At 35.3% G+C, this 16,644-nt stretch carries 16 protein-coding genes and 1 tRNA gene; 15 read left to right on the top strand and 2 right to left on the bottom strand.

Translation table 11 applies throughout. The annotated features are described in order from the left end of the window. The 11 genes from AR685_RS14300 to AR685_RS14250 all read left to right on the top strand — a co-directional run bounded on the left by AR685_RS14300 (nucleotide 1) and on the right by AR685_RS14250 (nucleotide 11,633). Nucleotides 1-1,614, top strand: a complete 1,614-nt coding sequence (locus AR685_RS14300) for a DUF1501 domain-containing protein (RefSeq protein WP_047445044.1) — start codon at nucleotides 1-3, stop codon at nucleotides 1,612-1,614. 121 nt (nucleotides 1,615-1,735) lie between these two features. Then, nucleotides 1,736-4,549 (top strand): leucine--tRNA ligase, encoded by a 2,814-nt coding sequence (gene leuS / locus AR685_RS14295; RefSeq protein WP_059124966.1) that lies wholly within the window; start codon nucleotides 1,736-1,738, stop codon nucleotides 4,547-4,549. Between the two features lie 239 nt (nucleotides 4,550-4,788). Continuing rightward, nucleotides 4,789-5,652 (top strand): MotA/TolQ/ExbB proton channel family protein, encoded by an 864-nt coding sequence (locus AR685_RS14290; RefSeq protein ID WP_047445039.1) that lies wholly within the window; start codon nucleotides 4,789-4,791, stop codon nucleotides 5,650-5,652. 60 nt (nucleotides 5,653-5,712) lie between these two features. Beyond that, entirely contained in the window at nucleotides 5,713-6,321 is a 609-nt protein-coding gene (locus tag AR685_RS14285; RefSeq protein ID WP_047445037.1) for an ExbD/TolR family protein, read from the top strand. A gap of 12 nt (nucleotides 6,322-6,333) precedes the next feature. After that, a complete protein-coding gene (locus AR685_RS14280; protein WP_047445035.1) occupies nucleotides 6,334-6,903 on the top strand; it encodes an ExbD/TolR family protein in 570 nt (189 codons plus the stop codon). A 24-nt stretch (nucleotides 6,904-6,927) separates the two neighbouring features. Continuing rightward, nucleotides 6,928-7,770, top strand: coding sequence for an energy transducer TonB (locus AR685_RS14275; RefSeq protein WP_059124965.1), 843 nt, complete (start codon nucleotides 6,928-6,930; stop codon nucleotides 7,768-7,770). 72 nt (nucleotides 7,771-7,842) lie between these two features. After that, nucleotides 7,843-8,040 (top strand): C4-dicarboxylate ABC transporter, encoded by a 198-nt coding sequence (locus tag AR685_RS14270; protein WP_185096005.1) that lies wholly within the window; start codon nucleotides 7,843-7,845, stop codon nucleotides 8,038-8,040. Further along, complete coding sequence (locus AR685_RS14265) at nucleotides 8,033-8,902, top strand: PstS family phosphate ABC transporter substrate-binding protein (protein WP_059124964.1); 870 nt, start codon at nucleotides 8,033-8,035, stop codon at nucleotides 8,900-8,902. Before AR685_RS14270 ends, AR685_RS14265 begins: the two co-directional genes overlap by 8 nt. A 91-nt stretch (nucleotides 8,903-8,993) precedes the next feature. Further along, nucleotides 8,994-10,643, top strand: coding sequence for a tetratricopeptide repeat protein (locus AR685_RS14260; RefSeq protein ID WP_059124963.1), 1,650 nt, complete (start codon nucleotides 8,994-8,996; stop codon nucleotides 10,641-10,643). A gap of 156 nt (nucleotides 10,644-10,799) precedes the next feature. Then, the gene (gene bshB1 / locus AR685_RS14255; RefSeq protein ID WP_059124962.1) at nucleotides 10,800-11,519 is read left to right on the top strand and encodes a bacillithiol biosynthesis deacetylase BshB1; all 720 of its coding nucleotides are present in this window, start codon (nucleotides 10,800-10,802) and stop codon (nucleotides 11,517-11,519) included. A gap of 37 nt (nucleotides 11,520-11,556) precedes the next feature. Beyond that, nucleotides 11,557-11,633, top strand: a tRNA-His gene (locus AR685_RS14250). Nucleotides 11,634-11,732: 99 nt separating this feature from the next. Here AR685_RS14250 and AR685_RS14245 read toward each other — a convergent pair. Together AR685_RS14245 and AR685_RS14240 are read right to left on the bottom strand one after the other, a co-directional pair. Further along, nucleotides 11,733-12,068: a DUF3276 family protein gene (locus tag AR685_RS14245; protein WP_047445023.1), complete on the bottom strand. Its 336-nt coding sequence runs from the start codon at nucleotides 12,066-12,068 to the stop codon at nucleotides 11,733-11,735. A 99-nt stretch (nucleotides 12,069-12,167) separates the two neighbouring features. Next, nucleotides 12,168-13,829: an ABC transporter ATP-binding protein gene (locus tag AR685_RS14240; protein WP_047445277.1), complete on the bottom strand. Its 1,662-nt coding sequence runs from the start codon at nucleotides 13,827-13,829 to the stop codon at nucleotides 12,168-12,170. A gap of 89 nt (nucleotides 13,830-13,918) precedes the next feature. Here AR685_RS14240 and nusB point away from each other — a divergent pair, with 89 nt between their 5' ends. The 4 genes from nusB to AR685_RS14220 all read left to right on the top strand — a co-directional run bounded on the left by nusB (nucleotide 13,919) and on the right by AR685_RS14220 (nucleotide 16,641). Beyond that, a complete protein-coding gene (nusB, locus tag AR685_RS14235) occupies nucleotides 13,919-14,824 on the top strand; it encodes a transcription antitermination factor NusB (RefSeq protein WP_047445021.1) in 906 nt (301 codons plus the stop codon). Nucleotides 14,825-14,835: 11 nt separating this feature from the next. Next, complete coding sequence (locus AR685_RS14230) at nucleotides 14,836-15,357, top strand: DUF1573 domain-containing protein (protein WP_059124961.1); 522 nt, start codon at nucleotides 14,836-14,838, stop codon at nucleotides 15,355-15,357. 1 nt (nucleotide 15,358) lies between these two features. Beyond that, nucleotides 15,359-15,718, top strand: a complete 360-nt coding sequence (gene yajC, locus AR685_RS14225; RefSeq protein ID WP_047445276.1) for a preprotein translocase subunit YajC — start codon at nucleotides 15,359-15,361, stop codon at nucleotides 15,716-15,718. A gap of 191 nt (nucleotides 15,719-15,909) precedes the next feature. Next, complete coding sequence (locus AR685_RS14220; protein ID WP_059124960.1) at nucleotides 15,910-16,641, top strand: SDR family NAD(P)-dependent oxidoreductase; 732 nt, start codon at nucleotides 15,910-15,912, stop codon at nucleotides 16,639-16,641. Nucleotides 16,642-16,644: the final 3 nt, after the last annotated feature.

Below are 16,644 nucleotides of genomic sequence, written 5' to 3'. Positions count from 1 at the left end.
ATGGACAGAAGAAAGTTTTTACAGATGGCTTCTTTGGCGGGAGTAGGAACGCCTTTTTTGCTCAATGGGATGCCTACCAGATTTTTAAATCAGTTTTTAGATTTCAATGTAAGTTGTGATGCAGTGAATGAAAGGGTTTTGGTGATTTTACGGATGGCCGGAGCTAATGATGGATTGAATACGGTAATTCCCGTTAGTCAGTATGATACATATGCAAATCTTCGTCCCAATATCAAAATAGCCAATACAGGGACAGGGGCGTATATAAATTTAGACAGTACGGTTGCTTCTACCAAGCAAGTGGGGCTACACCCTTCTATGACTGGCTTTAAATCACTTTATGACTCAGGGAAATTAACCTTAATGAATGGGGTAGGGTATCCTAATCCTAATTACTCACATTTCAGATCTGAAAATCTCATGTTTGCGGGGAAAGACGGTTCGAATAATCAGGATCTTCTGGATGGTATTTTTGGAAGGTATTTGGGTGGACTTTATCCCGGGCTTGCGGGAAATCCTACCACCCAAAGTCCCGATCCTCTTGCAATTCAGCTGGGAAACCTGAATCCTTGTCTTTTTTATGAACATACGTTAGAAAAAAATATAGAATATAATCTTACAGGTTTTCAAACTACACTTTTTAATTCGCTGATTGTGCCGACAAGTTCTCAGTATAATGATCTTTTAAATTATATCAAAGGTGTTGCCACAAGTATGGATAGCTATTACAACCGTGTGATGCAGGTTTTTAATGCCGGAAATAATTCCACAGTCACCTACCCGAATTCAAGTTTGGGGAAACAGCTGAAAGTGGTAGCGAGATTAATAAAGGGAGGGAGTAAAACTAAAATTTTCCAAGTAAATTTAGGAGGTTTTGATACGCATGTGAATCAAATTCAGTCGGGAAGTACCCAACTAGGGAATCACGCCAATCTATTGGGTGATATTTCGAATTCGATAGCGGCTTTTCAAACGGACATAGAAGCTCTGGGAATAGGTAATAAAATATTGACGGTTTCTTTCAGTGAATTTGGAAGACAGGTAAGAGAAAACGCCAGTTTAGGAACGGATCATGGAGATTTGGCTCCGTTTTTCATTGTTGGAAGTAATATTGCCGGAGGTATTATGGGAGATCATCCGCTCTTCACCAATGCCACAAGTTATTACTACAATCAGAGTCAGAGAAGATACGATTACAGGCAGATTTTCGCTTCTTTGATGCAGGACTGGCTTGGCGCAGATTCCGGACTGATCGCTTCTGCTGAGCTTCAAAGTTTTGTTACTCCAGGTACTAAGGTTGATTTGGTGAAAACTACGAGTGTGGCTTCTGCGGTTTGTACCGCTTTAGGGACAGGAGAAGCGACATCTATTAAGGATGTGAGGATATATCCAAATCCTGCTAAAGATTACATCAATATAGAAATTCCGGGTTTTAGTAAAAATGCTGAGGTTAGTCTATTCGATGTATCCGGCAGGAAAGTTCATTCGGAATCTCAATTATTTTCAAATGGAAAGATAAGTATTTTTGTAGGAAAACTTGCAGACGGAAATTATATATTAAATATAAACCACGACGGAAAAATATATTCTTCCAAGGTAATAATTGCAAAATAATCTGAATTAAATCTCACAATTCTTTTTTAAGTTAAATTTACTTACACACTGTCATTTTAGTCCAGATTTTTTTTATAAAAAACACTAAATTTGTGAAATCATATAATATATAATTAAAAGAATGTTTTACGACCATCAGCAGATAGAAAAAAAGTGGCAGAAATATTGGGAAGACAACCAAACCTACAAGACTTCCGATTCAACAGATAAACCAAAATTTTACGTGCTCGATATGTTTCCGTATCCATCGGGAGCAGGACTTCACGTGGGGCATCCGCTGGGGTATATTGCGTCAGACATTTATGCAAGATATAAAAGACATCAGGGTTTTAATGTGCTACATCCTGTCGGTTACGATAGTTTCGGACTTCCTGCTGAGCAGTATGCAATTCAGACTGGGCAGCATCCTGCAATCACCACTGAGCAAAACATTACGAGATACGAGGAGCAGTTAAGAAAAATAGGTTTTTCATTCGATTGGAGCAGAGAAGTAAGAACTTCCGACCCCTCTTATTATAAATGGACGCAGTGGATTTTTATTGAATTGTTCCATTCATGGTATAATAAAGATAGAGACACGGCAGAATCAATTGAAACTTTGATTAAACATTTTGAAGAAAAAGGAACAGAAGGATTAAATGCCAACCAAAACGATGAATTAAATTTCACAGCAGATGAATGGAAAACTGCATCTGAAATTGATAAAGAAGATATCTTATTAAATTACCGTTTGTCTTACAGAGCTGAAACCACCGTAAACTGGTGCCCTGCATTAGGAACTGTTTTAGCTAATGATGAGGTAAAAGACGGAAAATCTGAAAGAGGAGGTTTTCCGGTTTTTCAAAAGAAAATGATGCAATGGAGTATGAGGATTTCTGCTTACTCTGAAAGATTGCTACAAGGATTAAAAACTCTTGACTGGCCACAACCCTTAAAAGATTCTCAGGAATACTGGATCGGAAAATCTCAGGGAGCTCAGGTTAAGTTTAATGTTGAAGGTCATGACGAAATCGTTGAGGTCTTCACAACAAGACCTGATACAATTTTTGGAGCAACCTTTATGGTATTGGCTCCGGAAAATCCTTTAGTGGAAAATGTTACAACTGCAGAACAAAAAGTTGAAGTAGATACATATATAGAAGAAACTTCTAAGAAAACCGAACGTGATAGAATGGCTGACGTGAAAAACGTGAGTGGCGCTTTCACGGGAAGTTATGCGGTGAATCCGTTTAGTGGAAAAAAGATGCCGATCTATATTTCAGATTATGTATTAATGGGCTACGGAACTGGAGCTGTAATGGCTGTTCCTGCACATGATGAGCGTGATCATAGATTTGCAAAGAAATTTAATTTAGAAATTATAAAAGTTGTAGAAACTGAAGAAGACGTTCAGGAACAATCTTTTGATTCTAAAGATTCTGTCTGTGTAAATTCAGATTTTTTAAACAGCTTACCTTATAATGATGCAAAATCAAAAATAATTGCTGAAATAGAAAACAAGGGAATTGGTCACGGAACAACAAACTACAGACAGCGTGATGCGATTTTTTCAAGACAGCGTTATTGGGGCGAGCCGGTTCCTATATATTATAAGGAAGGAATGCCTTACACATTGCCAAATTCTGCTTTGCCTCTGGAACTTCCTGAAGTTGAAAAATATTTACCGACAGAAGATGGTGATCCACCATTGGGGAATTCTAAAACTTTTGCATGGGATGAAGCCAATCAGAAAGTGGTGGCTACAGATTTAATTGATGACAAAACTGTATTTCCATTAGAATTATCTACAATGCCGGGTTGGGCGGGAAGCTCTTGGTATTTCCTTAGATATATGGATCCGAATAACGATGAGGTTTTTGCTAAAAAAGAACTCTCGGATTATTGGGGACAAGTCGATTTATATATAGGAGGTAGCGAACATGCAACCGGACACTTATTGTATTCGCGTTTCTGGAATATGTTCTTAAAAGACAGAGGATATATTAATCAAGATGAGCCTTTCCAAAAGTTGATTAATCAGGGGATGATTTTGGGGATGAGTGCTTTTGTATATAGAATTGAAGGAACCAATCAATATGTTTCTAAAAATTTAGCAAAAGAATATAAAACTCAAGCAATTCATGTTGATGTTTCTTTATTGAAAGGAACAACTGACGAATTAGACACAGAAGTATTTAAATCTTGGAGACCGGATTATGCTGATGCGGAATTTATTTTGGAAGACGGAAAATACATCACAGGTCGTGAAGTAGAAAAAATGTCCAAATCAAAATATAATGTGGTAAATCCTGACGATATCTGTGAAGAATACGGAGCAGACGGTTTAAGATTGTATGAAATGTTCTTAGGTCCGTTAGAGCAATCCAAGCCTTGGAATACACAAGGTTTAAGTGGAGTTTACGGTTTCCTGAAAAAATTCTGGAATTTGTATTTCAACGGAGATACTTTTGAAGTTTCTGAAGAAGAACCTACAAAAGATGAATATAAAGTACTTCATACCTTAATAAAGAAGGTGGTTTATGATATTGAAAATTTTTCTTTCAATACATCAGTTTCTTCATTTATGATTGCTGTCAATGAGTTACAGAAATTAAAATGCAATAAACGCAATATTTTAGAACCTTTAGCCGTTATAATTTCCCCTTACGCCCCACATATTTGTGAAGAGGTATGGTATTTGCTTGGTCACAGCAAGTCGATTGAATTTGAAAAGTTCCCAGAACTTAACGAAGAGTACCTAATTGAAGATGAAATTAATTATCCTGTAAGCGTAAATGGTAAGATGAAGTTCAAAATTTCACTCTCTGCACAACTTTCTGCAAAGGAAGTGGAAGATTTAGTGCTTCAAAATGACAAAATGATGGAAATTTTGGAAGGAAAAATACCCAAAAAGATTATTGTAGTGCCACATCGTATTGTTAACATAGTAATTTAAAGGAAAATTAACATTGGTAATTTCAAGAATTTTTACGCGTAAAATTTTTGATTTTTTAATGTAATTATAAAAAGTGATAAAAATCATTAAAAAAATTACATATAATTGCAATATCGAAATCGGTGCATTTTTTTTTGATTAAAAAAAGGCGAAATGTTTATTTAAGACTATTGCATTTTAAGTAATTTTGCCTTTATTTTACAACTTTAAAATTTTTAAACAATATAATTTAGTTAAATATGGAAATGAATGTTTCAAAAAATGATGAGCAAGTAGTTGCTAAAAAAGCAGGGGGTCTTAATCCAGCTGTAATTATTCCTATTCTATTAGTTATAGGAATTTGTATTTATTTATTTGTTCTTGGTAGCCCAGGAAACTTTAAAGATGCAGACAAACTAGGAAGTGGTTCTGTTGCTTTTTCAAGTGTTGAAGGAAAAGACATTCACCCAGAGTCGTTTTTAGGAATTATCTACAAAGGAGGGGTTATTGTACCGATCTTGATTACTTTCATGATCACTGTAATCGTTTTCTCTTTCGAAAGATACTTTATTCTTAGCAAAGCAGCTGGAAAAGGTAACTTAGATAATTTCGTAGTAAAAGTAAGAAGCTTACTAAACCAAAACAGAGTAGATGAAGCTTTAGAAGAGTGTGACAGACAAGAAGGTTCTGTAGGTAACGTAGTAAAAGAAGGTCTTACTACTTACAAGGCTCTTTCTAATGACACTACACTAAACAAGGAGCAGAAAATGGTTGCTTTGAACAAAGCTATCGAAGAAGCTACTACTCTTGAAATGCCAATGCTTGAGAAAAACATGATGATTCTTTCTACTCTAGGTACAGTTGCAACTTTGATCGCACTACTTGGAACGGTAATCGGGATGATCAAGGCGTTCTTCGCATTAGGTTCTGGAGGTGGTACTCCTGATGCTGCTGCACTTTCTACAGGTATCTCTGAAGCATTGATCAACACGGCTTTAGGTATTGGTACTTCTGCAATTGCGATTATGCTTTACAACTTCTTTACATCTAAAATTGACGGATTGACTTACAAGATCGACGAGATCGCTATGAGCATCCAGCAATCTTTCGCAGAATTCAACTAAGAATTTTGTAGCAAGATATTTGCATTGTAAAAAGAAGTTTAATTAAAAATAAATAAAATAATGGCGAGAGTCAAACCAAAAAGACATGGGGTAGTTACGGATATGACGGCAATGTGTGACGTTGCATTCCTACTACTTACGTTCTTTATATTGACCACTCAGTTTAAGAAACCTGACGTGGAGCAGATTAAGCCGCCATCTTCGATCTCAGAAAAATTACTTCCTGATGCTAGTTTAATGACTATCAACGCTACACCAGATGGAAAATTTTATTTCCAGCCGGTAGATAACGGTTCAGAAAGAGTACAGCTTTTAGATAAAATGGGACAAAAGTACGGGGTTACTTTTGATAACAAACAAAAAGTTGCATTTCAAAGAGTTCAGGCAATTGGGGTTCCTATGAACCAGCTGAAAAGCTATTTGGATTTGCCAGAAGATGCGCAGAAGAATTTTAAGAGTCCTACTGGGATTCCTATGGATAGTACTAATAAACAATTAGTTGACTGGGTAGAGCAAAGTTTAAGCGTTAATCCTGATTACAAATTAGCAATCAAGGGTGATGTTACAACTGGGTATCCTAAAGTTAAAAGTTTATTTGAGGGTTTAAGAGATATTGATTTTCTTAAATTTTGGTTGATAACGTCACAAGAAGGTAAACCTAATGAATAATATCATTTAGAAATGGCAGAAGTACAAGTACAGGAAAAAGGCGCCAAGGGCGGCAAGGTACGTTCCAAGAAACAGAATACCAGAGTCGATATGACTCCGATGGTGGACTTGGGTTTTCTATTGATTACCTTCTTTATGTTCACAACCACATTCTCTAAACCGAATGTTATGGATTTGGGTCTCCCGGCAAAACCGAAAAAAGATACTCCAAAACCACCTCCAACAGAAATTAAGCTTTCGAACTCAATTTCTTTATTATTAGGTAAAGACAATAAGATCTTTTGGCATCAGCAAGATAATACATCTTTAACTGACCAAAATCTTAATGAAACTAGTTTTGATAGAGAAGGGATAAGAAAGATCATTGAGCAAGCAAAAAACAGTGCAGCTGATAGAACTAAATTTACAGTGATTATCAAACCGACTGACGATGCAGTGTATAAGAACTTTGTAGACATTCTTGATGAAATGGCTATTACCAAAAGTGAGCAGTACGGTGTTACTGACTTGAAACCTTGGGAAAAGGCTATTTATGATAGAAAGGTGGGGAATTCAGCTGGTGCTGCTCCTGCAACAAAGTAATTTAACCATTAAATTTAGATTACAATGGCAGATGAAAATGCTTACAGTCAAAATCTTTCACTAGATGAGATTGTATTTGAAAATAGAAATAAAAGTTATGGTGCATATGATATCAGAACTCAGTATCCTAGGTTGCTGACAAAGTCTTTTATTATCGGGACATCATTATTCTTAGTCGCTGCTTTATCTCCTTTTATTTACCTTACTATTAAAAATATGAATGCTGCTGATGAAGTTCAGGTGCAAGCAGATTTAGTAGAAATTTTACAGGAAGATAAAATTATAGAAGAGCCTAAAGAAGAAGAACCACCTCCACCACCACCTCCAAAAGAGGAAGAAAAGATTGAAGTAATCCAAAACGTAGTTCCGGAACCGGTGAAAGCTCCTAAAATTGAGACTCCACCACCACCAATTTCTAAGCAGCTAGAAACAACTACAGGTCTTCAAAATCAGGAAGGGGTGAAAGCTCCTGCATATACTCCACCGCCACCACCACCATCTACAGGTAATAAAGCTTCTACAGCTGAAGTTAAACCTCAGGTAAGTGATACTCAGGTATATAGTGAGGTAGAGCAAACGGCAGAATTCCCAGGAGGAATCAACGCGTTTAGAAACAAAGTTTCTGGTAACTTCGACGGTTCAGCGATGAATGGTGATGAAGGTACTGTAAAAGCTGAAGTAACTTTTGTTGTAGAAAGAGACGGATCAATTACAGACGTAAAAGCAAATGGTAAAAATGCAGATTTTAATTCTGAAGCTGTTAGAACAATTAAGTCAATTAAAAATAAGTGGACTCCTGCAAAAATTAATGGTCAATCTGTTCGTTACAGATTCAGGTTACCATTAACGATGAATTTTGAAGGATAATATTTATCTTAAATACTATTAAAAAAGAGAAGCAATTGCTTCTCTTTTTATTTTTTTTAATACTTTTGTTATATGATGTTCAATTGGTTATCCTTAGTCACAGGATTGTTTTATATAGTTCTCGGAATTGTAATTATTGTTTACAAATTCTTCTTTACTCTTTTGGAGCCCGCTGTGGCATATCCACTTGGAGCTGTTGTGATGCTTTATGGTTTCTTCAGGATTTGGAGAGCTGTTTCTAAAATTAGAAATACCGGTGATCATGAATAATCTGAAACTACTAGTATTTTTGTTATTTGCTTTTACACTAAGTTGTTCCAAGAAGGAAGATACATCTCCATCTTATCATAAAGGCGAAATGACGATTTTAACCGATGAATCTTTTAAAAGTGTTACAGAAGCATTAGCAGATGGATATATGATTAATTATCCGGAAACTAAAATTAAAGTAGTTACAAAAAAAGAGGATTTAGGTTTCTTGGATCTTCTGAATGATAAAGCAAGAATTGTTGTGATGTCTAAGGAACTTTCTGTTGAGGAGATTAGGGCATACGAAAAACAGGCAGATTTAAAGTTTTTACCTGCGAAATTTGCAGCGGATGCTGTCGTTTTTGTAGTTCCTAAAAATTCACCGAAAATGAGCATTACAATGGAGGAAATTGTACAAGGAATGCAGTCGGAGGAGAAGAGGTTTATATATGATGGTGCCAACTCAAGTAATCTGAACTTTGTCGCACAGACACTGAAAAAACTTCCTAAAGATTTGAAATATTCTATTATTCCCGGAAGTACAAATGTCATTGAGGAACTTAATAAATATCCTGATAAAATAGGTGTGGTGGGTCTTAATACGATCAGCAGACCATATGATAAAAATGCTGAAAAGCTCAGAGATCTTATCAAAATATTACCAGTAGAATCAAAAGGGGAGCTATACTCTCCAGATTTTGAAGGTCTTCGCGAAATGAAGTATCCCTTTACAAGAGTTTTATATTTCTTATCTAATGAAGGAAATTTTAACATTGCAAGTGGATTTATAAGATACTCGTGTACACAGTTAGGCCAGATAATCGTTCAAAAAGAAGGATTACAGCCCTACAATATTTACAGACGGGAAGTTCAGATGCGTTAAATAATATTAAATTAATCTGATTGCCAATTTAATTCATTTATTTTGGTCTGAAAATTGTGTGTAATTTATAGTTCAATTTAGAAAATATATAATGAAAGATATAATGATTATGAATGTAAAGAAGATTGCTTTTGGAGCAGCAGTTGTATTTTTTAGCAATTTTACGATTGCACAAACATTACAGGATGGTATCAACAGCATCGATAGTGATAAATTTGCTCAGGCGAAAAATAATTTCACTCAGATGATTGCTAAAGAACCAAAAGCGGAAAATTATTTCTATTTAGGAAATACGTATTTGAGACAGGCTGAGCCAGATTTTGCTCAGGCTACTGAAAGTTTTAACAAAGGTCTTGCTGCAGACGGCAAAAGTTATTTAAATAAACTTGGTTTGGCTACGGTTAAACTGGGTAAAGGTGATAAAAGCGCTATCGCTGAGATTCAAAAAGTAGTTACAGATTCAAGAGAAAAAGATGCTGAAGTTCTTTTTAGAGCTGCTGAAGCATTGACTTTATTTGAAAAAAACAACTCTCCGGATTTAGCTATTCAATTCTTAAATAAAGCAATTGAAAGAGCTGCTAAGAAAGAGGTTCCTGCAAACTATTACTATACTTTAGGTGATGCTTACAGATTGAAGAGAATTCCTGGAGACGCAATGTCAGCGTATGATAAAGCGTTGCCTTTAGCGAAAAATAAAGCTTCTGTTTATACAAGAATCGGAACACTTTGGATGGCAGCACAACAATGGCAACAAGCTAAAACTAGTATTGAGAAAGCAATTGCTACAGATGCAACCTATGCTCCTGCTTATAAGGCTTTAGCTGCTTACAACATCAAATACCAAGAAAATGCAAAAGCAACTCAGGATTTGATCAACTATACAAAATATGCTGATGAAGATCCGTATACTCAGCTAGAGATTGCTAAATTGTATTTCACTAATGAAGATTATGCGAACTCGAAAGTAATTTTAGATAAGATTTTTGATAAAATTAGTGATCCAATTAAATTTAAGTTGAGAGCTTATGTAAACTATGCAGATGGACAATACCCTGAAGCAAAACAAAATATTGAAACTTTCGTTTCTCAGGCTGAGAAATCAAGAGTACAACCAGCAGATCAAGGTTTGCAGGGGTTGATCGCTGCCGGTTTAGCTAAAACTGAAAAGGATGCGGCTAAGAAAGCGGCATTGACAGCTGAATCTCAGCAAAAAATAGCGATTGCAAAAGCAGCTAAAGACGAAACAATGAAGTGGGATATGGAATTGGCTAAGATTTTAGGAGGAGGAGCTTCTCAGTCTTCTGTAGATGCAGGTCCGACAAATCCTCAAATCGAGGCTTTGAAAAAACAAGTTGCAGCAAATGCTCAGGATTCTGATGCGCTTTACAAATTGGCTACTGCTTACCAGGATGTTAAAAACTGGAATGGCGCAATTCTAACTTGGCAGAAAATGAGTGCAATTCTACCTGATTGGGCTCCTGCATATTACAGTTTAGGATATGCTTATCAGCAGGCTACCAATAATGATGCGGCAAAGATTGCTTACGAAAAATATATTGCTACGGTGAAACCGGCAGAGGTTGAGGCTAACAAGCAAACATTGGCTTATGCCTACTTTGCAGTTGCTTACTTATCTAAAGATTCTGATGCTGCAAAAGCAAAAGATTATGTGGCAAAATCATTACAGTTAGATCCAACTTATCAGGATGCTGTAAAGTTAAATACAGAAATCAACAAATAATTTTTAAATTATAATTATTATAACTTCCCATTCATTGCGATTGGGAAGTTTTTATTTTAAGTCTTATATTTGAAAATGAAACGCTTGTAACTTAAAATTCTAAAATATGAAAAATTATTTGCGTTCTAGTTTACATATTAAAAATAAAAAGAACAGATGAAGACAGATATTCTAGCCTTTGGTGCCCATCCAGACGATGTGGAGTTAGGTTGTGGAGGAACAATTGCTAAATTAATTTCGGAGGGAAAAAGCTGTGTTATTATTGATCTGACGAAAGGAGAATTAGGAACTCGTGGAACTGATGAGACCAGAAAGCAGGAAGCTGCAGAATCTGCGAAAATCTTAGGAGTTGTTGCAAGAGAAAACTTAGGTATGAAAGATGGTTTTCTTACGAACTCTGAAGAATATCAATTGAAAATCGTGAAAATGGTCCGCAAATACCGTCCGGAAATCGTTTTAGCCAATGCAATTGATGATAGACATCCTGATCATGCAAAAGCGGCAAAACTAGTGTCGGATGCGTGCTTTTTAGCTGGTTTAAGAAAGATAGAAACAATTGTGGACGGAGAAAGTCAGGAAGTCTGGAGGCCAAAGCAGATTTTCCACTATATTCAGTGGAAAGATATTAAAGCGGAATTTGTCATTGATATATCAGAACACCTTGATAAAAAACTGGAAGCATGTATGGCTTTTAAAACACAGTTCTATGATCCTAAATCTACAGAGCCGGAAACTCCAATCACTTCAAAAGACTTTTATGAAAGCTTGACTTACCGTGCGCAGGATTTAGGAAGGTTATCGGGAGTTACTTATGCTGAGGGATTTACGACAGAGAAGCTTATTGCGATGAAAAATTTTGATGGAATTGTTTTGTAGTTAAAAAATCTTTCCTATATTTGCACCACCAAAAACGGTGATTGTAGCTCAGTTGGTTAGAGCGCCGGATTGTGGTTCCGGAGGTCGGGGGTTCGAGACCCCTCATTCACCCCACGCAAAACACATTTTCGAAAGAAAATGTGTTTTTTTTATGTAAAAAAAAGCATCTAAGAAAGATGCTTGTATTTTTATATATTTGGTTTGTTGGGGGTATTAAACTTCGTCGTCAGATTCAATTGTATATGTTCTGCTTTTGAAATCTTTATCATGTTTTTCAGATATCACATCTTCACCTTTTTCATTAATGATAAAGTCTGTTGAATCATTAAACATCTCCTGGAAACTTTTAAAATCTTCTTTATAAAGGTAAATTTTATGCTTTTCAAATGTAGCCTCTCCATTCTCTCCGAAATTCTTTTTGCTTTCGGTAATTGTAAGATAATAATCTCCTGCTTTCGTCTCGCGCACATCAAAGAAATATGTTCTTCTTCCTGCTTTTAACACCTTCGTGAAAATTTCATTCTCATGGCGTTCCTTGTATTCACTCATTATTAGATATTTTTTAATCTTGTTAAGAACAAATATAAAATATTTCTTTTAATCACAAAATTTTTTTTATGATTTATTTAACAATTCAAAAAGAAACGGCTATGCAGTTACAGAATTGGTAATTTCTGTAAGATTAATGATTTTATCTGCCCGTTGGGCGCTAGACTCTCTGTGCGTGATGATTATAGAAGTTGCGTTGTGAATTTTAGTATCAATATTTTCCAGAATATTCTGTTCGGTTTCGGTATCTAGAGCAGACAGTGAATCATCAAAAATAATGATATTTGGATCTTTTATTAAGGCTCTGGCAATACAAATTCTCTGTTTCTGACCTCCCGAAAGCATGACCCCGCGCTCTCCAACCATGGTTTTGTAACCTTCTTTAAATTCTATAATATTTTTGTGAACATCTGCAATTTTAGAGTATTCAACGACTTTTTCATGAGTAGGATTGTCAATGGAAAAACCAATATTATGTTCGATTGAATCTGAAAATAAATAACTTTCCTGCGGAATATAACCGATGAAATCTCTATAGTTATTAAGATTGTGGTCTTTCAGATTTTTGCCATCAATTAATATTTGTCCTTCGGTAGGATCAATCAGTCTGCACAAAAGCAAAGCAATTGTAGATTTCCCGCTTCCGGTTTTACCCATTATAGCTAATGACTGTCCTGCATTTATTTTAAAACTTAAGTTGTCTAAAGCTTTAATTCCTGTATTTGGGTAAACGTAAGATACATTTCTGAATTCTATATCACCTTTGATTGTATATTTTTCATTATTTGTATTGACAACTTCTGATTTTTTATCTAAAAATTCGTTAATTCTCTGCATTGATGCTTCTGCTCTCTGATTGACGGAAGTAACCCATCCTACCATTGAGAAAGGCCAAATAAGAATATTGATATACATAAAAAAGTCTGCAATTTTACCCACTGTTAATTCGCCGGCAATATATTTTTGTCCGCCAATCAAAATAATCGCGACATTTAATAATCCAATGACAAATAAAATAATGGTAAAAAAATAAGCCTCAGTTTTTGCCAAGTCTAAAGCTTTATCCTGATAATCGGTAACTTTTGAGCTGTAATTTTTCTTAATGTAATTTTCTTTGGCGAAAAATTTCACAACACGAATTCCTGAAAAGCTGTCCTGTACAAAAGTAGATATTGCAGATTGGCTCTTCTGCATAATCTTAGATTTTTTATTGATAATCGAGCTTACTTTAAAAATGATGTAGGACAGAATAGGCAGTGGAAATAACGTCCACACTGTCATTGATACATCAGTTTTTAACATGTAAATGCACGTGATTGTCAATAAAATAAGCAGGTTCACTACATACATGACGCCTGGGCCTAGATACATTCTTACCGCAACAACGTCTTCACTCAGTCGATTCATTAAATCTCCGGTTGTTGTTGTTTTATAATCGGTTAAAGATAGTTCCTGATAATGTCTGTAAATCTTATTTTTCAGCTCGTATTCGATTCTTCGTGAAGCGACAATGATGGTCTGTCTCATCATAAAAGTGAAAAATCCGGTCAGAAGTGAGCAGCCTACAATAATTGCTACATAAATTAAGACCTGTCTGTTAAAGCCCAAACTCCCGTTTTTTGTAAGTTCATCGACAGATTTTCCTACAAATTGCACTTTGTAAATGTTGAAGAAGTTGCTGGCAATGATGAAGAGTAACCCCCAAAACAATAATATTTTGTGTTTCCAAAAGTAAGGGTTCAGAGTTTTTAAAGCTTTCATAAACTTTTGCAAATTTACGAAAAAGAGTAAGACTACGAATTTCATAAATTTTAAATTTTGTATCTTTGCACCCATAAAAAGCTCTTTGAATGTTAGGAAGAAGACAAATCCGTGAAAAAGTAGTAGAAAGTGTGTATTCTTACTACCAAAATCCAATAAAGTTTGATGTTTTAGAAAAAAACATGTTTTATGGGATAGAGAAAATCTATAATCTCTACATCCTAGAACTCAATTTTTTGGTTTCTCTGAAAAATTTAGCAGAAAACCAAATGGAAATTGGTAAGAATAAATACTTGAAAACTGATTCTGAAATCAACCCGAACCAAAAATTTATTAATAATCAAGTTTTAATAAAATTGGAAGAAAACCCTGAAAGACTTTTCTTTTCTGGGCAGCATACTGACTTGAAGTGGGATCTTCATGATGATTTCTTGGTAAGGACATTTCAAAGAATGACTTCCGGGAAGCGTTATCAGGATTTTATGAAAGAAGATGGATATTCTTTTGATGATGATCAAAAATTTATCGGAAAATTATTTTTGAGATATGTTGCAGAGAATGAAGATTTTCATGAATATGTGGGTGACAGAGAGCTGACTTGGACAGATGATATTCACATTGCGAATTCAATGGTTCAAAAGACAATTGGTTTTATCAAAGAGAACGAAGACAGCAGAACTTTAATCAAAATGATTAAAGATGAAGAAGATAAAAGCTTCGCAAGTAAACTGTTGAGAGATACGCTTAACAATTGGGAAGGTAATGAGAAAAAACTGTCTGAGCGTTTAGAAAACTGGGATTTGGAAAGGATAGCATTAATGGATAAGGTAATTCTGACAACGGCTATTTCGGAGCTAGATAATTTTCCTTTTACACCATCAAGAGTTATTATTAATGAATATATTGAGATTGCAAAAGTATTTGCTACTGACCGATCAAATATATTCATCAACGGGATTTTAGATAAATATTGTAAAGATTTAAACAGAATATAAATAAATAGAAAATGAAAAAGTCGTTATCAATTATCGCTTTGTCTATCATAGGCTTTGGTTTAGTTTCTTGTAAAAAAGAAGAAAACAAAGAGCTTCAGAATTCAGAAACAATTGCACCAGATTCTTTGAGTACTTCAGCTCCTGCAGATTCTTTATCTGCTGTGACTCCAGCTCCTGTAACAGGAGAAGCTGCTGCACCAGTTGCTTCAAATCAACCTTTAACAACAGTAGCTTTGTCTGAAAGCAATTTCGATTTTGGAAATATCAAAAAAGGGGATAAAGTAAATCACGTGTATGAAGTGACCAATACCGGTAAAAATCCTTTGGTTATTTCTGAAGTGAAGCCAGGATGTGGATGTACTGCTCCTGAATTTACAAAAGAACCAATTTTACCTGGTAAAAAAGGAAAAATTACTTTGAGCTTTGACTCATCTAGTTTTGATGGTGCTGTTCAGAAATATGCAGACGTTTTTGCAAATGTTGAAAAAGCTCCTATTAAACTAACATTCAATGCTAACATTCAACCTAAATAATATGTTGACAATATTTTTGCAAGCAGCACCAGCGGGAGGATCTTCTCCGATGATGCTTATCATGATGGGGGTAATGTTCGTTGGGTTTTATTTCCTGATGATCAGACCTCAGATGAAAAAACAGAAGCAGGAGAAAAAATTTCAGGAAGAATTGAAAGTGGGAAGCAGAGTAGTGCTTACTTCTGGTCTTCACGGAAGAATTTCTCAGATTCAGGAAGACGGTATTGTGATTGAAACATTGTCTGGAAAATTGAAGTTTGAAAAAGCAGCAATTTCAAGAGAGTTTACAGCAGCAAGATTCGGTGATAAAGCTACAGCAACTGCTGAGAAGAAAGAAGTTATCGATACTGAAAAGAAATAATTTCAGTTTTAAATAATATTACGAATCGGCGCGGTGACCAAAGGTCACCGCGCCGATTCCTTTTTTTAGCCTGTGAAGAATCCAAAATTCTGAAAATCAAATTTTTGGTCATTCGTGCAAAGCATTTGTCAACTTTAGGTTAAACTACACAATCATTTGCCAAACTGATCTTTAAAAAATATCTTTGTCCAATGAATCAAAATACAGCCAAAACCGTTTTGATCCTTGGTGCCAATTCCGATGTTGCCAAACAATGTATTTTACAATATGTTGCAAAAGGTTTTGTAATCTTTGCAGCTTCCAGAAGTATGGATTCTCTGAACGATTTTGTAGCTAAAAATGGTTTGTCAGAGAAAGTATCTGTTTCATACTTTGATGCTGCAGATTTTGATTCCCATCAGAAATTTTATGATGAACTTTCCATAAAGCCTCATATCGTCGTTTACTCCGCAGGATTTCTTGTGGAAAACGTTTATGCCTTAAAAGATTTTAAAGGCACTCATCAAATGATGCAGGTCAATTACATGGGTGGTGTTTCTATTTTGAATATTGTAGCGATGGATCAATCCAATAAAAATTTAGAAAGAATCATCGGACTGTCTTCACTTTCAGGTGTTCGTGGAAGGAAAAGTAATTTTGTTTACGGAAGTACAAAAGCTGCGTTTACGACCTACCTGGCAGGTTTAAGACAGGAATTGGCTCAACGGAATATTACAGTGAACGTTTTGGTCATTGGATACATCAATACAAAGATCAATGTGGATTTAGAACTGAATAAAAATCTTCTGATGGAACCTGATTACGTCGCAAAACACATTGTTGATGCAGGAAATTCTTTTACAATCGTTCCCAATTTTAAGTGGAAACTGATTTATTTTATTTTAAAAATATTACCGGAAAGTTTGGTGGCGAAGTTGCCGTAGTAT

This window comes from Chryseobacterium sp. JAH (genome assembly GCF_001507335.1).
Lineage (GTDB): Bacteria > Bacteroidota > Bacteroidia > Flavobacteriales > Weeksellaceae > Chryseobacterium.
This window is presented reverse-complemented; position numbering and strand designations above follow the sequence as displayed.